Genomic DNA, 19,535 nt, shown 5'->3' on the forward strand with positions numbered 1-19,535 from the left:
CCTACTTCTGGAGCACCGACAGGTTCTCGTCCGAATGGGGCACCGACACCGTGCCCCGGTCGTCCGGCAGCGTCTGGATCGTGAACGCCGGGACGCCGTCCTGCTTCTCCTCCAGCATCCGCGAACCGTAGACCTTGCCGCCCGACACGGGCTCGACGGTCAGCGCGTACGCGCCCTTCAGGCCGCTCGGCACGGGCGGGTCGACCGCCAGGGTCGTACCGGCCTTGACGGTGTACTCCTTCGTGACCGGCGTGCCGCCCTCGGAGCCCGCCGACGCGGTGACCTTCACCTTGCCGGTGGCGCCGGGCGCGGTCAGGGCCAGCGTGGAGCCCTTGGAGCGGTTGTCGGCGACCGTCGCGCGCGTGCCGATGTCGCCGGTCGCCGGAATGAAGGCGGTCTCCCGGTCGGCGCCCTTGCCGCGCGTGACGCGCAGCGCGGCCACCACCGGCACGGAGTCCTCGCTCGGGGTCAGGATGAGGGAGCCCGGGTCGCCGCGCGTGACGTCACCGAGGTCGACGGCGGTCGTCATGCCGGACTTCACGTGCAGTTCGTCGTGCCCGGCCGGCGTGATCCTGCCGCTGGACGTGGCGATCTGGAGCTTCAGGTCGGCGTCGTCCTGGCCCGGCGCGAAGGCCACCAGGCGGACGTCCGTCGCGTCCTTGGGGATGCCGGGCAGCACCAGGGACGCCGCCGGGTCGGTGGAGGCGGGCAGCCAGTCGCCGCCCAGCTCGGAGTCGGCGGCGGAGACGGCGGCCGCGACCCGGCCGCTGCGCGCGGTCACGTGCAGCGTCAGGTTCGTGTACGGCTTGTCGGTCAGGGTCGACAGCAGCACCGGGACGCTGGAGTGCGCCGCGATCTGGATGCCCTCGCCGACCTCGGACTTGATGGCGCCGTCCGGCCCGTACAGCTGCACGTCGACGACCGCGGGCTCGTCGTCCGGGTTCGTGAGGTGGATGTAGTCGCTGCGGCTCTTGGCGGTGGAGGCTCCGGGGAAGTAGAAGTCCGTGTCGGGCTCCGAGCAGTCCACTCCGAGCAGGCCGCGGCCCGTCCCCACGTCCACCGTGGTGGTCTGCTGGACGGTCCAGCCGGGCGCGAGGGCGCCGTCGGCGGTGCCGACCAGGGCCGGTGCGTCGCCGCCCGAGGCATCGCCCGTGGCGGGCTTGCCGGGCTCCTTCGGAGTGACGACCGCCTTGGCCTTCTTGCTCTTGCCCTTGGCGTCGGCGCTGTCGCTCGCCGTCGTCCCGGCGGGCATCAGCTGGGCCTTGCCCGCGCCCTCGGTGCCCGCGGACTTCGGGGTGTACGAGGTGTACTCGGTCTCCGCGAGGTCGGACTGGCTGGGCTGCGGGCAGAGCAGGCTGGAGCGCTCGACGGGCAGCCGGGCAGCCGCCTTGACGGGGGCGCCGTCCTCGCCTCCGGACCTGACGGAGGCGAACCCCGTGACCGCGGCCAGCGCGGTCACGGCGGCGATCAGGGACAGGGTCGTGCGGTTCACTGCTGGCTCCCGTCGGGGTGCTCACCGTCGGCGCCGGTGCCGTGCTGCTGATGTTGCTGGTGCTGCTCGTACGTCGGGTCGTACGGCGCCTGTTGGTCGTACGCGGGCTGCTGCTCGTACCCGCCCTGCTGGTGGTCGTACCCGGCCTGCTGGTCGTACGAGACCTGCTGGTCGTAGGCGCCCCCGTAGGCGTACGGGTCGTACTGCCCCGCCTGGTAGGGGTCGGCCTGCTGGTCGTACCCGTAACCACCGGCGCCCTGCTGGTACTGCTGCTGCTCGCCCGCGGGGTACGCGCCGTACTCGGCGCCCGCGTAACTGGGCTGCTCCCACTCGCCGTACGCCTGCTGCTGCGGGATGTCCGCGACCGGGACGTCCTCCTCGGCGGGGGCCTCCGCGCCGGGGACGGCCTGCTCGGCCTCGGCCTCGGCCTGGGCGCGCAGCCTGCGGGCTCTGCGGCCCTCGCCCTCGACGGCCTGGGCGGGCACGACGGGCTCCTCGGGGAGGTCGTCGTCGATGTCCTTGCGGCGGCCCGGGAGGGCCATCACCACGAGGACGATCGCGAGCGCGCCCTGCGCCCACAGCCAGGCGGTGTGGGTGAACGGCGTGTCGTAGGTGACGTCGAGCCGGCCGCCGGACGCGGGCAGTTCGAAGCCCTGCGCCCAGCCGTCGACGGTGGTCTTCGTCAGCGGAGTGCCGTCGAGGGTGGCGGTCCAGCCCTCGGCGGCCTGGTCGGCGAGGCGCAGGACGCGGCCGTCCTTGCCCGAGCCCACGGTCGTGTGGATCTCGACGGGGCCCGCGGCGACCGGCCGGGCGGCGTCCGAGGTCGAACCGGACTCCGCCGTGGGCAGGACGACCGCGCGCGCCACCTGGCGGTCGATGCGCCACAGCGCGGTGCCGTCCTGCTGGCTGAGCCGGGTCAGGCCGGGGGTGGAGTCCAGGACGCGGCCCATCTCGCGCGGCGCCCCGTCCCGTACGAGGACGTAGCGCACGGCGAAGCCGCCGAGCTGGTCGGCCTGGTCGGCGCCGGAGCCCGCGACCAGGTTGGCGACGACCTTGTCGAGCCTGCCGTTCTCCCCCGCCGCGTCGGTCAGTTCACCGTCGCCGAGGCGGGCGCCCGCGCCGCGCACCAGCGCGTACGAGACGTCGCCCGTGTCGCCGTCGAGGACGAGCGTGCGGGCCTGGTCGCGCGTACCGGCCTCTTCGGCGACGAACGCCGGGACCTGCACCGGGTCGCGCCGCTCCAGGGGACCGTCGGCGCCGCGGATCATCCAGCCCGCGGCGAGCAGCAGCGGGCCCGCTGCGGCGGCGAACGCGATCAGCGCGGCCACCGGCTGGCGCCAGCCGAAGCTCTGCTCGGCCACGCGCGTGCGGGCGCCGTCGGCGCCGAGCGCGGCGGCGGCGAGGAGCGCCAGGCCGTAGACGAGGGTGGCGGGTCCTGCCCACGTCGAGCTGTTGGACAGCACCGCGAAGACCAGGGCCACGACGGCGACGGTCCACGCGGCGAGGACCGCGAGGCGGCGCTCCTGGCGCAGCAGTGCGGCGAGCGCGGCCAGGACGATGCCGATGAGCAGCAGACTGCCCATGGTGCCGGGGCCGCCCGGTGAGGCGCCGAGCAGCGCGAGCGCGCCGGCCGAGCCCTTGCCGAACGGGAGCCCGGCCTCCTTGAAGAAACCGAACGGGAGCAGCGACAGCGACCACGGGGCGAGCACCAGGAGCGGTGTGCCGAGCGCGGCGAGGAAGCGCAGTCCGTAGGCGGTGATGTCGTCGCGGCGCACCACGAGGAGCCCGATGCCGAGGACGAGGGCCATCGGCCACACGATGGGCGTGAAGGCCGTCGTGAGCGTCAGCAGAAGGGCGTACGCCCAGGTGGCGCGCCAACTGCCGCGCGCGCCCTTGGCGTTCATGAGCCCGGACGCCGAGGCGCCCGCGCGAGCGATGAGCGGGAGCAGGATCACGAGGACCGAGGTGCCGACGCGGCCGCCCGCGAGCGCGCCGGTGGCGGCGGGCAGGAACGCGTACGCGACGGCGGCCCACGCGCGCAGCAGCCGCGACTCGACCAGCGGCCGGGACGCGAAGTACGCGGTGAATCCGGCGAGCGGCACCGAGCCGATCAGCAGCACGGTGATCGCGAGTCCGGTGGAGCCGAACAGGACGGTGGAGAGCGCGGCGACGGCGGCCAGGTAGGGCGGCGCCGCCTGGGTGCCGCCGGTGCTGGTGGCGTGCCAGGCGTCGAGATAGCGCGCCCACAGGTCGGAGGCGTCACCGGGCGCGGGCAGCAGCGCGCCGCCCGCGAGGGCCCCGCTGCCCAGCAGGCCGCGGCAGGCGATCAGGGAGACGAAGAGCAGGACCACGAAGAGCAGCGGTCCGGGGTTGCGGGCGATGCGCTTGAGGCGGGCGAACTGCTCGACCTCGAAGAACTCGTCGTCGCCGGGACCCGATTCGAGACCGCCGCCGCCGTGCCGTCCGGCGGTCGTGGTCTCCGGGTCGTCGGCGCCGAACAGATTGCCGGCGACCTGCTCGACGGTGAGCCGTACGGTCGCGCCCGGCGGCGGGAACAGCGGCTTGAGTTCCTTGGGGTCGACGATTCCCTTGCCGCGCTGCCTGCGTCCGGCCATGATCCGGCCGGGCCGCAGCAGTGTCGCGAGCAGGCCCGTGATCTCGTCGAAGGCCTGTCCTGGCACCTTGCCGACGAGGTACGCGAGGGTGCGCAGCACGGTGCCGACGACGAGCCGGACGAGGATCCAGGGGAGCGTCGCCGCGCGCGCGTTCACCAACAGGGTGTAGACGGCGCCCGCCTTGTCGACCTTGTGCGGGGAGGACGCGGTGCGGCCCACGCAGTCGACGGTGCGGCGCTCGCGCGAGGACGCCTCGGCGTGCCGCACGACGGCGTCCGGTGCGACCACGACGCGATGGCCGGCGGCCTGGGCGCGCCAGCACAGGTCGACGTCGTCACGCATCAGCGGCAGCCTGCGGTCGAATCCGCCGAGCTGCTCGAAGACGTCACGCCGGATCAGCATGCCGGCGGTGGACACGGACAGGACGGGCCGCACGTGGTCGTGCTGTCCCTGGTCCTGCTCGCGGCGGTCGAGTCCGGTCCAGCGGCGCCCGGAGTGGGCGATGGAGACGCCGACCTCCAGGAGCTGCCTGCGGTCGTACCAGCCGCGCAGCTTGGGGCCGACGATCGCGACGTCGGAGCCCGCCTCGCGCTCCGCCTCGACGACGCGCAACAGCTGGGCGAGCGCGTCGGATTCGGGGGCGCAGTCGTCGTGCAGCAGCCACAGCCACTGCTCGGGCTCGCCGTGCGGGAAGTCCGGCAGGTCGTACGCGTCGTCGCGCCAGGAGCGGCTGACGGGGTCCCAGCCGCTGGGTCGCTTCAGGTACGGCAGCTCTTCGGGCGTGAGGACCCCGGCGCCGCGCACCGCCTCCTCGACGGCCTGGCCGAAGCCGGTCCGGCGGGCGAGGTGCAGGACGCGCTCGTCGCCGATCGCGCCGGCGATGAGGGCCGCGGAATCGTCGGCGCTGCCGGTGTCGGCCGCCACCGCGTTCTGCACCGGGCGCTCCTGGCCGAGCACTCCTGACAGGACGTCGGGCAGCCAGCGCGCGCCGTCGTGCGAGACGAGGACGGCGGTGACGACATGCCTGGGGAACTCGGGGGCGCTGCTCGGGTCGAGCCCTGCGGCGTGCCCCGGGTTGAACGCGGCGGCGGCAGTGCCGAATTGGTCTGCCGAGTGGCTGTGCACGGACATCGAGGTACGGGCCCCGGTTCGTTGGACTGCGGTGGACACCCGTGGCACACGAGGGCGCTGGGGTGTCTCGGACGGGACCTCACACTAACGGCTGCCGACAACAGCGGCCCGCCGCCTGTGGATAACCCACCTGCGCCGGGCCGTACGTACCGTGGATACCGCCGATATGGCGATATGGCCTTGAGGGACTAGACGGCGGCCTTCTTCAGCCGCCGGCGCTCGCGCTCCGACAGGCCGCCCCAGATGCCGAACCGCTCGTCGTTGGCGAGCGCGTACTCCAGGCACTCGGAGCGGACCTCGCACGCCAGGCAGACCTTCTTGGCCTCCCTCGTGGAACCGCCCTTCTCGGGGAAGAAGGACTCGGGGTCGGTCTGGGCGCACAGCGCGCGCTCCTGCCAGCCGAGTTCCTCTTCCGCGTCCTCGACCAGCAGATCCGAAAACGACTCGGTCATAGTGCGCCCCTCGTCTGTCCGTGCGTCCCCGTGATGTTGCCGTTACCGATTTCGGCTGAACGACACGAGTGAAATTACAAGTGTGCCGATCCGGGGCAGTCAAGCCGGGATCTGCTATTGAGCCCCTTATTCACTCTGCGGAACCAAGGCTATGCGGAAAGTGTTCAAATCGGCAAAAACCGTGACACTTGCCAGCGGCCCATCCCAACGATCCGGGCCGCCCACACCCCTGGACACCTCACACAGGGGAGGACGCCGCGGAGATTGATCTCGTTCCGGCGGCGCCCGCGAAGCGAACCTGATCACATTCGGATCACAGGATCACAACGGCGTTTGCGCGCCGGGTTACTGCGCCAAGTGTCCGCCCGACACCCTGCACAAACCTTTCGCCAAACAGAACAACCGGAAAGGACTAAAGATATCTCGCATTCCGGACATTGGGTTGACAGGGGGCGCATGAACCGGTGTTCTGGTGGGCATGCTCGCGAACTTGGCACTTATGACGACGACCGGCACCGCCGGGTCCGTCTGTGCTGCCCGCGCGCACCACAGCTGTTGCTGTTCCAGCTGTTGAGTCGTTGAGCCTGCGGGCTCCGACCGCGCTTCTTCCTCCGCATCACCTCTGCACGACCGCTGCATGACCTCCCTCTCCGCACGGCCTGTCTGCAACGACCCGTCTGATCGACCTGCCTGATCCACCTGCTTGATCGACCTGTCTGATCGACCTGTACGACTGAGGAACCCCACACTCGATGAACAGCGACAGCGACCTCCAGATCGCCGGCGACATCCTCGAAGTCCAGCACCTGCTGCAGCCCGCGCGGGAACACCCCGAGACCGTGGCCGAGTTCGCCGGTCTCGCCCGCTCGCTCGCCGCCGACCGCTCCCAGTGGGAGCACCTGGTCGAGTTCGACGCCACGACCCGCTGGTACCACCGGCTGCGCACCGGCCCCGGCTACGAGGTGTGGCTGCTGTCCTGGGTGCCCGGGCAGGGCAGCGGGCTGCACGACCACGGGCGCTCGTCCGGCGTCATGACCCTGCTCCAGGGGGAACTGACGGAGCGTTCGGAGCGGGGCGCGCGGACGCTCCCCGCGGGCGCGCAGCGAGTGTTCGCGCCGGGTTATGTCCACGAGGTTGTGAACGACTCCCTCGAGCCCGCCGTCAGCCTGCACGTCTACTACCCCGGTCTGACCGACATGCCGATGCACGCCGCCGCCTGCTCGGTCGCCGCCGACGCCACGGTCTGAGACCGCTGCCGCGAGAGCGCCGTACCGAGACCGACTGCCGTGTTGTCGGTGGTGCCTGCGATGCTGGGCGCATGCGCATTGTGGTTCTGGCAGGCGGCATCGGTGGTGCCCGGTTCCTTCGCGGTCTCAAGCTGGCGGCTCCGGACGCGGACATCACGGTCATCGGCAACACCGGGGACGACATCCATCTCTTCGGTCTGAAGGTCTGTCCGGATCTCGACACGGTGATGTACACGCTGGGCGGCGGGATCAACGAGGAGCAGGGCTGGGGCCGTACCGACGAGACCTTCAAGGTCAAGGAGGAGCTGGCGGCGTACGGGGTCGGGCCGGAGTGGTTCGGGCTCGGCGACCGGGACTTCGCCACCCACATCGTCCGTACGCAGATGCTGGCGGCGGGCTTCCCGCTGAGCGCCGTCACCGAGGCGCTGTGCGAGCGGTGGCAGCCGGGGGTCCGGCTCATCCCCATGTCCGACGACCGCGTGGAGACCCATGTGGCCGTGGACGTGGACGGTGAACGCAAGGCCGTTCACTTCCAGGAGTACTGGGTGCGGCTGCGGGCCTCCGTGGACGCGCAGGCCGTGGTGCCGGTCGGCGCCGAGCAGGCCAAGCCCGCGCCGGGCGTCCTGGAGGCCATCGCCGAGGCCGACGTCATCCTCTTCCCGCCGTCGAACCCCGTGGTCAGCGTGGGCACCATCCTGGCCGTGCCCGGGATCCGGGAGGCCATCGCCGAGGCCGGGGTGCCGGTCGTCGGGCTGTCCCCGATCGTGGGCGACGCCCCGGTGCGCGGGATGGCCGACAAGGTGCTCGCCGCCGTCGGCGTCGAGTCCAGTGCCGCCGCCGTCGCCGAGCACTACGGGTCGGGGTTGCTCGACGGCTGGCTCGTCGACACCGTGGACGAGGGAGTCGTGGAGCGCGTCGAGGCGGCCGGGATCCGTTGCCGGGCCGTGCCGTTGATGATGACCGACCCGGAGGTGGGCACCGCCGCCGCCGAGATGGCGCGCGTCGCCCTGGCTCTCGCGGAGGAGGTGCGGGGCGCGTGAGCGAACTGCGCGTATGGGCCGTGCCCGGGATTCCCGAGGTGCGCGAGGGCGATGACCTGGCGAAGCTGATCGCCGCCGCCGAGCCCGGGCTCGTGGACGGCGACATCGTGCTCGTCACCTCGAAGATCGTCTCCAAGGCGGAGGGGCGGCTCGTCCGCGCCGACGACCGGGAGGCCGCCATCGACGCCGAGACCGTACGGGTCGTCGCGCGGCGCGGCACCCTCCGGATCGTGGAGAACCGGCAGGGCCTGGTGATGGCCGCGGCCGGGGTCGACGCCTCCAACACTCCGGCCGGGACGGTCCTGCTGCTGCCCGAGGACCCGGACGCGTCGGCCGAGGCCGTGCGGGCCGGGCTGCGGGAAGCGCTCGGCGTCGAGGTCGGCGTCGTCGTCACCGACACCTTCGGCCGCCCCTGGCGCAACGGGCTGACCGACATCGCCATCGGGGCCGCGGGGGTCCGGGTTCTGGAGGATCTGCGGGGCGGCGTCGACGCGTACGGCAATCCGCTGAGCGCGACCGTGGTGGCCACCGCCGATGAGCTGGCCGGGGCCGGGGATCTGGTGAAGGGCAAGGCCGGCGGGCTGCCGGTCGCCGTGGTGCGCGGGCTCGCCGACGCCGTCGTGCCCGAGCGGGGTGCGGCCGCGCGGGAGTTGGTGCGCAGCGCCCGGGACGACATGTTCCGGCTCGGGACCTCGGAAGCCGTGCGGGAGGCCGTGACGCAGCGGCGCACTGTGCGGGCGTTCACCGATGAGACGGTGGATCCCGGGGCCGTGCGGCGGGCCGTCGCGGCCGCCGTGACCGCGCCCGCGCCGCATCACACGACGCCGTGGCGGTTCGTGCTGCTCGAGTCCGAGGAGTCGCGGGTGCGGCTGCTCGACGCGATGCGGGACGCCTGGGTCGCCGATCTCCGGCGGGACGGCAAGAGCGAGGAGTCCATCGCGAAGCGGGTGCGGCGCGGGGAGGTGCTGCGCGGTGCGCCGTATCTCGTGGTGCCGTGTCTGGTGATGGACGGGGCGCACACGTACGGGGACGCGCGGCGGGATGCCGCCGAGCGGGAGATGTTCGTCGTCGCCGCCGGGGCCGGGGTGCAGAACTTTCTTGTGGCGCTGGCCGGTGAGCGGCTCGGCTCCGCCTGGGTTTCTTCGACCATGTTCTGCCGGGATGTCGTGCGCGGGGTGCTTGATCTGCCCTCGTCGTGGGATCCGATGGGGGCCGTGGCTGTGGGGCATCCGGCGGTTGAGCCGAGTGTGCGGGCCCCGCGGGTTGTTTCGGAGTTCGTCGAGGTTCGGTAGGCGGGGGCCCGGGTGCGGGTTGAGTGTGGCTTCTCGCGCAGTTCCCCGCGCTTGCGCTCCGCGCCCTGGGTTGTCGGTCGGGTGACGGGCGGTGGCCGCTTCTCGCGCAGTTCCCCGCGCCCCTGAGATGCGCACTTCGTGCGGCATCTCATCGGGAGGCTGCGCTTGGCGCATGCCTCACGGGTGCGGGTTCACCACTCCGCGATGTTCACCCTGCGCATCTTGGGGTGTCTGCGGGGTGGGGAGACTCCGGACAGGAGGATCAGGCGGGCCGCTCGGTGGCGTTGGCCTGTGTACGGGGTGAGGAGTTCCAGCATGTCGGTGTCGGTCGCGTGGCGGTTGCCCGCGAGGGCGTAGCCGACGATGCCGGGCAGGTGGAGGTCGCCGGTGGTGACCTCGTCCGGGGCGCCGTTCGTGCGCTGGATCGTCTCGGCCGAGGTCCACGGGCCGATGCCGGGGACGAGTTCCAGGCGGGCCCGCGCCGCGGGCGGTTCCATCGTCGCCGCCTCCTCCAGGCGGCGGGCGACCTGGGCCGCGCGGATGATCGTCGAGGCCCGCTTGTTGTCGACGCCCGCCTTGTGCCACTCCCAGGACGGGATGCGGGTCCAGGTGTACGGGTCCGGAGGGATCCGCATGCGCAGGTCGTCGCCGCCCGCCGGGCCCGGGGCCGGCTCGCCGAACTTGTGGAGCAGCAGACGCCAGGCGCGGTAGGCCTCGTCCGTCGTGATCTTCTGTTCCAGGATCGACGGGATCAGGGATTCCAGGACCAGGCCCGTGCGGGTCAGCCGCAGGCCGGCCCGGCGGCGGGCCGATTCGGCGACCAGGCGGTGGCGGGGTTCGAAGGGGGCAGCGTCGTCCTGTTCCCCCAGCAGGGCCGGCAGGTGGTCGAGGAACCAGGGTGCGCCCGGGCCCCAGGAGTCGGCCCGCACCGTGCCGTCCGGGGCGGACGTCACACGGAGGGTTGCGGGGCCTTCGGGGGTGCGGCTTGCTCGCCACAGGGCGCCGTCGGGGGTGCTGCGGAACGTGGGGTCCGCGGGGCCTCGGCGCAGGGGGCCGAGGGTGAGGCCCAGGTGGAGAGGGGTCCGGGGGGTGTAGGTGCGGGTCGACTCCGTCGCGGGGAGCGGGGGTGTGGCGGGAGCCGGGATGCCCTGGGCGCCGCCGCGCACTGTGGTGCGGGTGGGTGCCTGGGGGTGGGGGATGTATCGGCGGCCTGCCACTGGGGTCCTCGGTCGGGGCGGGTGTGCCCTTCGAGGGTAGGGGGTCCGGGGGTGTGGTGGGGCGGGGAGTGAGGGTCGCCCCCTCCTCCCCTTCCCGTCCCGGAACCGGGGGCTGCGCCCCCGGGCCCCCCTTGCGTGCGTTGTCGTGTGCCGGTCCGTGGGGCTTCTCGCGCAGTTCCCCGCGCCCCTTACGGGGCTACTGGTCCGAGGAGAAACGGAGGGACGCCGCGGGGAGGGTGGCGTCGCACCAGACTCGTACTCCTGTCTGGAGTTCGTTGTCCGCGCCCACGTGTGCGCCGTCGCCGATCACCGCGCCGGTGAGGACCGTGCGGGCGCCGATGGTGGCTCCCCTGCCGATGAGCGAGTCCGTGATCACCGCGCCGGGCTCGACGACGGCGCCGTCCAGGATCGTGGAGCCGGAGACGCGGGCGCCCTCGCCCACGCGCGCGTGTTCGCCGACGACCGTGCCGTCGGTCAGTTTCGCGTCGGGGGCCACTTCGGCCGTGGCCAGCACCAGGCGCTCGCCGCAGCGGCCGGGGACCGCCGGGGACGGGGCGCGGCCCATGACCAGGTCGGCCGAGCCGCGGACGAAGGCCTGCGGGGTGCCGAGGTCGAGCCAGTACGTGGAGTCGACCATGCCCTGGAGGTGGGCGCCGGAGGAGAGGAGGCCGGGGAAGGTCTCGCGCTCCACCGAGACCGGGCGGCCCGTCGGGATGGTGTCGATCACCGAGCGGCGGAAGACGTACGCGCCCGCGTTGATCTGGTCCGTCACAATCTCCTCGGGGGTCTGCGGCTTCTCCAGGAAGGCCGTCACCCGGCCCGTCGAGTCCGTGGGGACCAGGCCGTACGCGCGCGGGTCCTCCACCCGGGAGAGGTGGAGCGAGACGTCCGCGCCGGTGCTCTCGTGCTCGTCGACCAGGGCGGAGATGTCCAGGCCCGTCAGGATGTCGCCGTTGAAGATCAGGACCGGGTCGTCCGGTCCCGAGTGCAGGCGCGGGGCCACGTTGCGGATCGCTCCGCCGGTGCCGAGGGGCTCGACCTCGGTGACGTACTCGAGGTGCAGGCCCAGGCGGGAGCCGTCGCCGAAGTACGGCTCGAAGACCTCCGCGAGATAGGACGTGGCGAGGACGATGTGGTCGACCCCGGCAGCCTTCGCGCGGGCCAGCTGGTGCGTGAGGAACGGCACGCCCGCCGCCGGGACCATCGGCTTCGGGGTGTTCACGGTGAGGGGGCGCAGTCTGGTGCCCTTGCCGCCGACCAGGAGGATCGCTTCTGTCACCTGTCGTCTCTGCTTCCTGCTGGGGCCGGCCGAACTGTCTTTCGGCCGGCCAGTGTATGCAGACCGTTCGAGCAGCCCGGGAGCCGGCGTCAGCGACCCTGGAGACGGGCCGAGCTGCTACGGGCCGTGCCGAGCTTCTTGTAGAGACGGCGTCCCGGGCATTCGGTTGCGAAGCCGTCCCGATGACCGGAGATCACCTTCAGCCGCACATTCTTTCCCTTTTTGTACAGATTGCCACCGCCCGACTTGAGATACGTCGTGCCGCGGGGGTTCGCCCCGTACAGACCGAGTTTCCAGGCCGTGAGGCGTGCGATGGCGTTCACCGCGGCCGCCGGCGGGTTGGAGCTGCCGAAGGTGCCGAGAACGGCGATGCCCGTGCTGTTGGTGTTGAAGCCGAGAGTGTGGGCGCCCATGACCGGTTTCGTGACGCCACCGGCCCGTCCCTCGTAGATGTTTCCGCACTTGTCTACGAGGAAGTTGTAGCCGATGTCCCGCCAGCCACTGCTCTTGACGTGGTAGCGATAGATACTGCGAATGACTGAAGGGGCCTGTGAGCAGCGGTAGTTGTTGCCGGATGCGCTGTGGTGGACGAAGGCCGCCTTCACCGTCTTCGTGTAGCCGAACTGGCGCTCGCGCAGCTTCTCGTCTGCGCCCCAGCCCTTGCGGGTGATGATCCGCGGGCGCGGGCCGACGTAGGGGCGGGCCTTGGTCGCGTCGGCGTCGGCGCCGCGGGCCGCGATCACCTCGTCCTCCGTCTCCTTCTTCGTGAGGGCGGGGATGGCGGTCGCGCCGAGCGGGGCGAGGTCGGCGTTGACGGCGGAGGCGGCGGCGGTCTCCGCGGTGAGGGTCGCGCCGCGGGCGCCCTCGGACTCGGCACCGGCGGCCGGCTCCTCGCCGGGGTCGACGAGTTCCAGGCGCAGGCCCTTGGGGAGGGGTTCGGCGGCCGGGTCCGCGGCGCGGGTTCCCGCCGGGGGTTCTTCGGCCTTGACCCGTACCTCGACGCCGTCGGAGTCGCCGACCCAGAGCGGGGCCGTCGCGCCGCGCAGCGTGCTCGACGCGTGTTCCGCCGAGTCGGGGTCGGGGGCGTCGTCGCTGTGGGTCTCCACGTCCTGCCAGGTGGACCAGGTGGAGGTGCCCGTGGTGCGGGTGCGGACCTGGACCTGGCCGTGGAGCTGGGCGTTCGGGTTGTCCCAGACCACGCCGACGAGGGAGAAGGGGCGGACGTCCCGGCGGGGCAGGCCCTGTTCCTGTGTCCGCCCCTGCTGCTGCGGGGTGGCGGAACGGGTGCTGGTGCCGGGCGCCGACAGGGGGGTGAGGGGGAGGGACTGGGTGGTGCCCGGGACGGATTCCCGCACCTCGGGCTTTGCCGCGTGCGCGGCTGTGGGCAGGGTGAGGGGGAGGGTGAGGGCGGCCGCGCAGGTGACGCCGATCGAGGAAGCAAGAAGACCACGCATGCCCACGATCGTGGGCATAAGGGGGCGTTTCCTGCTATCGGGGCGGGTCATATGGGTGCCGGGAGATCGGGCGGGAAGTTGGGTGCTCGGGGCGGAGGGTGACGGGGCGTTGGGTCGGGGGCCCGCTGTTTGGGGCCCGGTGATGGGGCTCGGGCCTGCGCGGCGATGGGGCTCGGGCGGGATGGGCGCTTGCCCCGCGCCGGGGTGCCGCCTTGCCCACCCTGCCGCCCCAGGCGGCAGATTGCCCAAGGCGGGGCGGGCTCGCGGCTGATTGGTCGAGGCGGCGCGGGCTCGCGGCAGGCCGGGGCGGGGCGGGTTGCCCGAGGCGGCGGGGTCGCGGTCCGGGCGGGGCCTAGGGTGGGGGTGTGAATGATGTTGTGTTGACGCCTGGGCGGGTGCTGGACGAGGCGCTGCGGGGCGATCCCGGGCGGCCCCTCGTCACCTTCTACGACGACGCCACCGGGGAGCGGGTGGAGCTGTCCGTGGCCACGCTGTCCAACTGGGTGGCCAAGACCGCCAATCTGCTCCAGGGTGATCTGGGCGCCGAGCCCGGCGACCGGGTCGCCGTGCTGCTGCCGGCGCACTGGCAGACCGCGGTGTGGCTGCTCGCCTGTTCGTCCGTCGGCGTCGTCGCCGACATCGGCGGCGACCCGGCCCGCGCCGATCTCGTCGTCACCGGCCCCGACACCCTGGACGCGGCGCGCGCCTGCTCCGGCGAGCGGGTCGCGCTGGCGCTGCGGCCGCTGGGCGGACGGTTCCCGCAGCCGCCCGAGGGGTTCACCGACTACGCGGTGGAGGTACCGGGGCAGGGCGACCGCTTCGCCCCCTTCGTCCCGGTCGACCCGCACGAGGTCGCGCTCGTCGTCGACGGGGACGAACTCACCGGCGCCGAGGTGGTGGAGAAGGCCCGCGCCGAGGCCGCCGCGCCCGGCGCGCGACTGCTGTCGGGGCTCGGGTACGGCACCTGGCAGGGGCTCGCCGCCGGACTGTACGCACCGCTGGCGACCGGCGGTTCGGTGGTGCTCTGCCGCCACCTCGACCGGCTCGACGACGAGGGTCTGGCCCGGCGCGTGGAGAGTGAACGGGTCACGGCGACCGTCAGGTAGCCCGTTCGGCTCAGCTCCCCCGGCCCCGCATCGCCGACGGGTCCATGGTCGTAGAGACGCGTTCCATGTCTTCTACGTCGCCGAGGGGGATCCGCACGTGACCGACTCTGCCGCCACGCCGCCGACCGGCCCGCCCACCGGCCCGCCGTCCGGTGCGTCGCCCACCGGCGCCTGGCGGACGCGGCGGCGCAGGAGATGGCTGCGGAACGCGGCGATCGGTGTCGCGTTGCTGGTGCTCGCCGCGGGCGGCGCGGGCTGGGTCGCGTACCACAAGCTCGACGGGAACATCACCGCGGACGACGCGGCCGCCGCCGAGCTGGCCCGCTACGACAAGGAGCGGCCGGGCGTCCTGGTCCACGGGGCGCAGAACCTGCTGCTCATCGGGTCCGACTCGCGGGCCGGCGGCAACGGGAAGTACGGCCGCAACGACGGCACCCAGCGCTCGGACACGACGATCCTGCTGCACGTCGCCGCCGACCGGAAGAGCGCAACGGCCGTCTCCTTCCCGCGCGATCTGATGGTCGACGTACCGGCCTGCCACCAGCGGGACGGCTCCGAGATCGAACCGATGTTCGCGATGTTCAACTACGCCTTCGAGGTGGGCGGTTCGGCCTGCACGATCCGAACCGTGGAGAAGATGACGGGAGTTCGGATCGACCACCACATGGTCGTGGACTTCCAGGGGTTCAAGGACATGGTGGACGCCGTGGACGGCGTCGAGGTGTGCCTGGACAAGCCGATCGACGACGCCGACGCGCATCTGAAGCTGGCCGCAGGGCGCCGCCGCCTCGACGGTGAGCAGGCCCTGGGCTACGTACGCGCCCGCAAGAGCCTCGGCAACGGCAGTGACACCGACCGGATGGACCGCCAGCAGCGCTTCCTCGGCGCGCTCGCCACCAAGATGCAGAGCAGCGGCGTGCTGCTGAACCCCGCGAAGCTGTATCCCGTGCTCGACGCCGCCACCTCCGCGCTGACCACCGACCCGGGGCTCGCGAGTCTGCGCGGGCTCTACGACCTCGTGCGCGGGATGCGTGACATCCCGGCCGACCGGATCCAGTTCCTGACCGTGCCCCGCGAGTCGTACATCTACAACGCCAACCGCGACCAGCTGATCCAGCCCGCCGCCGACCGGCTGTTCACCCGGATCCGCACCGACTCCCCCGTCGCGGTCACGAAGGAGACGCCCGCCGAGGTGCGGGCCGAAAGCCAGCAAGGGTACGACAGTTCGGACGAGTCCGGCATGTCGGACGAGAGCGTGTACGACGAGGACGAGGGGTACGAGGACTACGAGGACGGCAAGCCCGGCGCCCACGGACCGTCCGCCTCACCCTCCCCGACGCCCTCCCCCGCCCCTACTTTCCGGGGCAACACGGCGACCCAGGACGCCTGCGGGTAAAGGTCAAGTCATCAGCAGGCACACAGGTTTCAAGAAATGGTCCGGATTGCCCAGTTGTAGGGGAGTGGAATTTGTCACCGTCGTCGCTTGACGCTGAACTGGGCGGATAGTGTGAGCGATCCGGTGCACCTGGCCATGCCTCGATACTTCGTCGGTGGGGTCGCGCACTGCTTACCGACTTGACCGGGCGCCCGCTTTGAGGGGGGTGGGGCGCCGCGTGGCCCCGACGGAGGATGCAGAAAACCGTGGACGCGCAAGGCCGTGGGCGGGCTGACAACAATGTCGATCCCGCAGACCAGTGGGTGCTCAATCCCCAGACTGGCGATTACGAACTGCGACTGACTCCTTCCGGAGGGCAGTCGGCGGTGCCGGGTCCCCGCCGCAGCGCGCCCCGGCGCGGGCAGCAGCAGGAGGTCCCGCCGCAACGCAGGCGGCGCGAGCCGCAGCCGGCGGCGCAGTCGGGCCGCCGCCGCTCGAAGCCGAAGAAGAAGGCGAAGGGCAAGAAGATCCTGCTCTGGACGACCGGGAGCCTGGCCTTCGTCGTGCTCGCCACGGCGGCCGGCGCCTACTTCTACTACGAGCACCTCAACGGCAACCTCACGGTCGCCGACACCCCCGAGGCGAAGAACAGCTTCAGCAAGGACGAGGCGTTCAACGTCCTCATCATCGGTACGGACAAGCGCACCGGTAAGGGCAACGAGGGCTACGGGGACAAGGGCAGTGTCGGCCACGCCGACACCAACATCCTGCTGCACGTCTCCAAGGACCGGTCGAACGCGACGGCGCTGAGCATCCCGCGCGACCTGATCGTGGACGTCCCGGACTGCACGGACAAGGACGGCAAGGTGATCGCGGGCACCAGCCAGGTCCGCTTCAACACCAGCCTCGGACAGGACGAGCGCACCCCGGGCTGCACCATGAAGACGGTGAAGGCGGTCACGGGCATCACCCCCGACCACTTCATGATGGTCGACTTCAACGCGGTGAAGACCCTGTCCAGCGCGGTCGGCGGCGTCGATGTCTGTGTCGCCAAGCCCGTGGACGACAAGGAGTCGCACCTCAAGCTCCCCAAGGGGACCTCCACTGTCGAGGGCGAGCAGGCCCTCGCCTTCCTGCGCACCCGGCACAGCTTCGGCAACCAGGGCGACCTGGACCGGATCAAGGTGCAGCAGCAGTTCCTCGGCTCGCTCGCCCGCAAGATGAGTTCGAGCGACACGCTCACCAACCCGGGGAAGCTGACGAGCCTCGCCGAGGCCGCGACCAAGGCGCTCACGGTCGACCAGGGCATAGGAACGCTGAACAAGCTCAAGGACGTGGCCCTGGAGCTGAAGAAGGTCCCGCCGAAGAACATCTCCTTCGTCACCACGCCGGTCCTCGACAACCCGGCGGAGAAGGTCAAGGCGACGGTCGTCGTCAACGAGGCGCAGGCGCCCGCGGTCTTCAACGCCATCAAGAACGACGTGTCGCTGACGGAGACCAAGAAAAAGAAGAAGACCGCCGAGTCGGCGAAGCTGAAGGGCACGAAGTCGGAGGCGTCCGAGGTCCGCGTCGACCTCTACAACGGCAGCCTGAAGACCGGCGCCGCACAGGAGACCCTGACCTGGCTCCAGAACAGCGAGGGCGTCGCCAAGTCCAGCCAGCTGGGCAACAAGCCGACGCAGAAGAAGACGACGCTGGAGTACTCGCCCGACCAGGCCGACCAGGCCCGTCGGCTCGCCGACATCATGGGGCTGCCCGGCTCCGCGATGAAGCCGGGCAAGAGCGAGAAGAACGACCAGGGCCTGCCGGCGATGATCCTCGTCCTCGGCCAGGACTTCGAGGGGGCGGGCACCCCCATCGACAGCTCTTCGGCAAAGGCGCCGAAGGTCGACGGGCAACAAACTGCGGACAAGACTGTGTGCGCGTCGTGACCAACCTCGGCCGCCCTTTGACTGTCTAACCCACAGACAGGGGGCGGCCGAGGCATGGGCTCGGGGGCGGGGAGGGCGGGGAACATGGGGCGAAGTGGTGTGCGCGGGGAGCGTTCACGACCAAGTGGCCGTGATGGATCGACGGCGCGAGCCGGTGACCTGGGCTGGGACGAATCCCTCTACGAGGGGCCCGGCAGCGGCGGGGACACGCCCCCGGGACCCGACGGCCGCAGACCGGCGCAGGGCCACCGGCACAAGGGCCCGCGCGCGAAACGCAGAGGTTTTCGAATACTGCGCTGGGCCGTGGGCACGCTCGCGGTCCTGGTGCTCGCCACGGCGGGCGCCGGCTATCTCTGGTACCGGCATCTGAACAGCAACATCAAGACCGACAAGCTCAACATCGGCGAGCACAAGGCCCCGGCGCCCACGCCGAACGCGGCGGGCCAGACCCCGCTGAACATCCTGCTGATCGGCTCCGACAGCCGGAACAGCAAGGAGAACCTGAAGCTCGGCGGGTCGAAGGAGAGCGTTGGCGCCGCCCCGCTCGCCGACGTGCAGATGCTGCTGCACCTGTCGGCCGACCGCACCAACATGTCGGTCGTGAGCATGCCTCGCGACACCCTCGCCCAACTGCCCAAGTGCACCGACCCGAAGACCGGCAAGGTCTACGAGGCGACGACCACCCGGCAGATGGTGAACACCTCGCTGGGCCGCGGCGGTCCGGGCTGCACGGTCGCCACCTGGGAGGAGATCACCGGCATCCACATCGACCACTTCATGATGGTCGACTTCTCCGGTGTGGTGTCGATGGCGGACGCCGTCGGCGGCGTACCGGTCTGTGTCGACGCCAATGTCTACTCGCGTAACAGCCTGGGCGAGGGCTCGGGCCTGAAGCTGCGGAAGGGCACGACGTCCGTCAAGGGCGAGCAGGCCCTGGCCTGGCTGCGGACCCGGCACGGCTTCGAGGACGGCAGCGACATCGCGCGCGCCAAGGCGCAGCACATGTACATGAGCTCGATGGTGCGCGAGCTGCGCAAGAACGCGACATTCACCCACCCCAACAAGCTGCGCACCCTCGCCGAGAAGGCGACGGACGCGCTGCACGTCGACGACGACCTCCACACGGTCAAGAAGCTGTACGACCTGAGCAACGAGCTGAAGAAGCCCGAGCCGGACCGGATCACGATGACGACGATGCCGTTCGTGTACGTGGGCGCGCGGGTGGCGCCGAAGGCGAACGACGCGGACGCGCTGTGGCGCCTGATCCGCGAGGACGTCTCGCTCGACGGCAAGGACAAGGACAAGAAGAAGGCGAAGGACGAGGTCTCCGACGATCCGGCGGCCCCCGACGACAAGATCGCGGTGCAGGTGAGCAACGGCACCCGTACGGCGACGACCGCCGCGGTTCCCGGCCGGGCCTCGCAGGTGGCGCAGGCGCTCGTCGCCGAGGGCTTCACCAAGTCGGTGCCGGACCAGACGCAGTCCCTCGCCGAGGAGAAGACGGTGCTGCGCTATCCGTCGTCGGACCTGGAGGGTGACGCCCAGGCGGTCGCCAAGTCCCTCGGGATTCCGCTGAGTTCGGTGAAGAAGTCGACGGACGTGTCCGGGGTGACACTGATCGTCGGCGCCGACTGGAAGACCGGGAACGCCTACCCGAAGTCCGGCGCCGACGAGGACGCGGGCAAGGCGCTCGACAAGGAGCAGACGCAGAACGGCGCGGACGACTCGAAGTGCATGAAGGTGGAGCCGGGCTACACCTGGTCCTGACGTTCTTCACCCGTGACGAGGTCGGGGGGGGGGGGGGGGGGACCCCGCGTCCCCACCACCCTCCTACAAGAGGGTCAATCCCCGCCGCCGCCAACACCCCCCGCACCCCCGCAGAGACGAACTCCCCCTCCCACAGC

The 19,535-nt window shown here is 71.5% G+C and carries 13 protein-coding genes; 7 read left to right on the plus strand and 6 right to left on the minus strand.

Annotated elements, in window-relative coordinates; translation table 11 throughout:
• Position 1 precedes the first annotated feature (1 nt).
• The 3 genes from ACFVDP_RS34970 to ACFVDP_RS34980 all read right to left on the minus strand — a co-directional run bounded on the left by ACFVDP_RS34970 (position 2) and on the right by ACFVDP_RS34980 (position 5,690).
• The gene (locus ACFVDP_RS34970) at positions 2-1,492 is read right to left on the minus strand and encodes a DUF5719 family protein (RefSeq protein WP_383498585.1); all 1,491 of its coding nucleotides are present in this window, start codon (positions 1,490-1,492) and stop codon (positions 2-4) included.
• Positions 1,489-5,238: a glycosyltransferase family 2 protein gene (locus ACFVDP_RS34975; RefSeq protein ID WP_383498588.1), complete on the minus strand. Its 3,750-nt coding sequence runs from the start codon at positions 5,236-5,238 to the stop codon at positions 1,489-1,491. Before ACFVDP_RS34975 ends, ACFVDP_RS34970 begins: the two co-directional genes overlap by 4 nt.
• Positions 5,239-5,426: 188 nt before the next feature.
• Entirely contained in the window at positions 5,427-5,690 is a 264-nt protein-coding gene (locus ACFVDP_RS34980; RefSeq protein WP_351444013.1) for a WhiB family transcriptional regulator, read from the minus strand.
• Between the two features lie 752 nt (positions 5,691-6,442).
• Between ACFVDP_RS34980 and ACFVDP_RS34985 the strand changes: the two genes are divergently transcribed.
• The 3 genes from ACFVDP_RS34985 to ACFVDP_RS34995 all read left to right on the plus strand — a co-directional run bounded on the left by ACFVDP_RS34985 (position 6,443) and on the right by ACFVDP_RS34995 (position 9,269).
• Positions 6,443-6,937 (plus strand): cysteine dioxygenase, encoded by a 495-nt coding sequence (locus ACFVDP_RS34985; protein WP_383498592.1) that lies wholly within the window; start codon positions 6,443-6,445, stop codon positions 6,935-6,937.
• A 71-nt stretch (positions 6,938-7,008) separates the two neighbouring features.
• On the plus strand, positions 7,009-7,977 hold the full coding sequence (gene cofD, locus ACFVDP_RS34990) for a 2-phospho-L-lactate transferase (protein ID WP_383498594.1): 969 nt from the start codon (positions 7,009-7,011) through the stop codon (positions 7,975-7,977).
• Positions 7,974-9,269 carry a coenzyme F420-0:L-glutamate ligase gene (locus ACFVDP_RS34995; protein ID WP_383498597.1) on the plus strand — a complete coding sequence of 432 codons (1,296 nt, stop codon included), beginning with the start codon at positions 7,974-7,976 and terminating at the stop codon, positions 9,267-9,269. The genes cofD and ACFVDP_RS34995 overlap by 4 nt, the downstream gene beginning before the upstream one ends.
• Positions 9,270-9,460: 191 nt before the next feature.
• Here the strand turns inward: ACFVDP_RS34995 and ACFVDP_RS35000 are convergent, their stop codons facing one another.
• The 3 genes from ACFVDP_RS35000 to ACFVDP_RS35010 all read right to left on the minus strand — a co-directional run bounded on the left by ACFVDP_RS35000 (position 9,461) and on the right by ACFVDP_RS35010 (position 13,219).
• On the minus strand, positions 9,461-10,486 hold the full coding sequence (locus ACFVDP_RS35000) for a DNA-3-methyladenine glycosylase family protein (RefSeq protein WP_383498600.1): 1,026 nt from the start codon (positions 10,484-10,486) through the stop codon (positions 9,461-9,463).
• Positions 10,487-10,682: 196 nt separating this feature from the next.
• Complete coding sequence (locus tag ACFVDP_RS35005; RefSeq protein ID WP_383498603.1) at positions 10,683-11,765, minus strand: sugar phosphate nucleotidyltransferase; 1,083 nt, start codon at positions 11,763-11,765, stop codon at positions 10,683-10,685.
• Between the two features lie 89 nt (positions 11,766-11,854).
• Positions 11,855-13,219 carry a peptidoglycan recognition protein gene (locus ACFVDP_RS35010; protein ID WP_383498606.1) on the minus strand — a complete coding sequence of 455 codons (1,365 nt, stop codon included), beginning with the start codon at positions 13,217-13,219 and terminating at the stop codon, positions 11,855-11,857.
• Between the two features lie 365 nt (positions 13,220-13,584).
• On the opposite strand from ACFVDP_RS35010, the gene ACFVDP_RS35015 reads away from it, so the two are divergent.
• The 4 genes from ACFVDP_RS35015 (at position 13,585) to ACFVDP_RS35030 (ending at position 19,398) form a co-directional block, all read left to right on the plus strand.
• Positions 13,585-14,325, plus strand: coding sequence for a TIGR03089 family protein (locus ACFVDP_RS35015; protein WP_383498609.1), 741 nt, complete (start codon positions 13,585-13,587; stop codon positions 14,323-14,325).
• A 97-nt stretch (positions 14,326-14,422) separates the two neighbouring features.
• A complete protein-coding gene (locus ACFVDP_RS35020; RefSeq protein WP_383498612.1) occupies positions 14,423-15,721 on the plus strand; it encodes an LCP family protein in 1,299 nt (432 codons plus the stop codon).
• 245 nt (positions 15,722-15,966) lie between these two features.
• Positions 15,967-17,631 carry an LCP family protein gene (locus tag ACFVDP_RS35025; protein ID WP_383498615.1) on the plus strand — a complete coding sequence of 555 codons (1,665 nt, stop codon included), beginning with the start codon at positions 15,967-15,969 and terminating at the stop codon, positions 17,629-17,631.
• 84 nt (positions 17,632-17,715) lie between these two features.
• Complete coding sequence (locus ACFVDP_RS35030; RefSeq protein WP_383498618.1) at positions 17,716-19,398, plus strand: LCP family protein; 1,683 nt, start codon at positions 17,716-17,718, stop codon at positions 19,396-19,398.
• Positions 19,399-19,535: the final 137 nt, after the last annotated feature.

This window comes from Streptomyces sp. NPDC057694 (genome assembly GCF_042799415.1).
Lineage (GTDB): Bacteria > Actinomycetota > Actinomycetes > Streptomycetales > Streptomycetaceae > Streptomyces.

Bases quoted from the DNA above. Each gene is read 5' to 3' on its own strand.
- ACFVDP_RS34975 (WP_383498588.1), bottom strand. From the start codon at position 5,238: ATGTCCGTGCACAGCCACTCGGCAGACCAATTCGGCACTGCCGCCGCC.
- ACFVDP_RS34980 (WP_351444013.1), bottom strand. From the start codon at position 5,690: ATGACCGAGTCGTTTTCGGATCTGCTGGTCGAGGACGCGGAAGAGGAA.
- ACFVDP_RS34985 (WP_383498592.1), top strand. From the start codon at position 6,443: ATGAACAGCGACAGCGACCTCCAGATCGCCGGCGACATCCTCGAAGTC.
- cofD (WP_383498594.1), top strand. From the start codon at position 7,009: ATGCGCATTGTGGTTCTGGCAGGCGGCATCGGTGGTGCCCGGTTCCTT.
- ACFVDP_RS35010 (WP_383498606.1), bottom strand. From the start codon at position 13,219: ATGCGTGGTCTTCTTGCTTCCTCGATCGGCGTCACCTGCGCGGCCGCC.
- ACFVDP_RS35030 (WP_383498618.1), top strand. From the start codon at position 17,716: ATGGGGCGAAGTGGTGTGCGCGGGGAGCGTTCACGACCAAGTGGCCGT.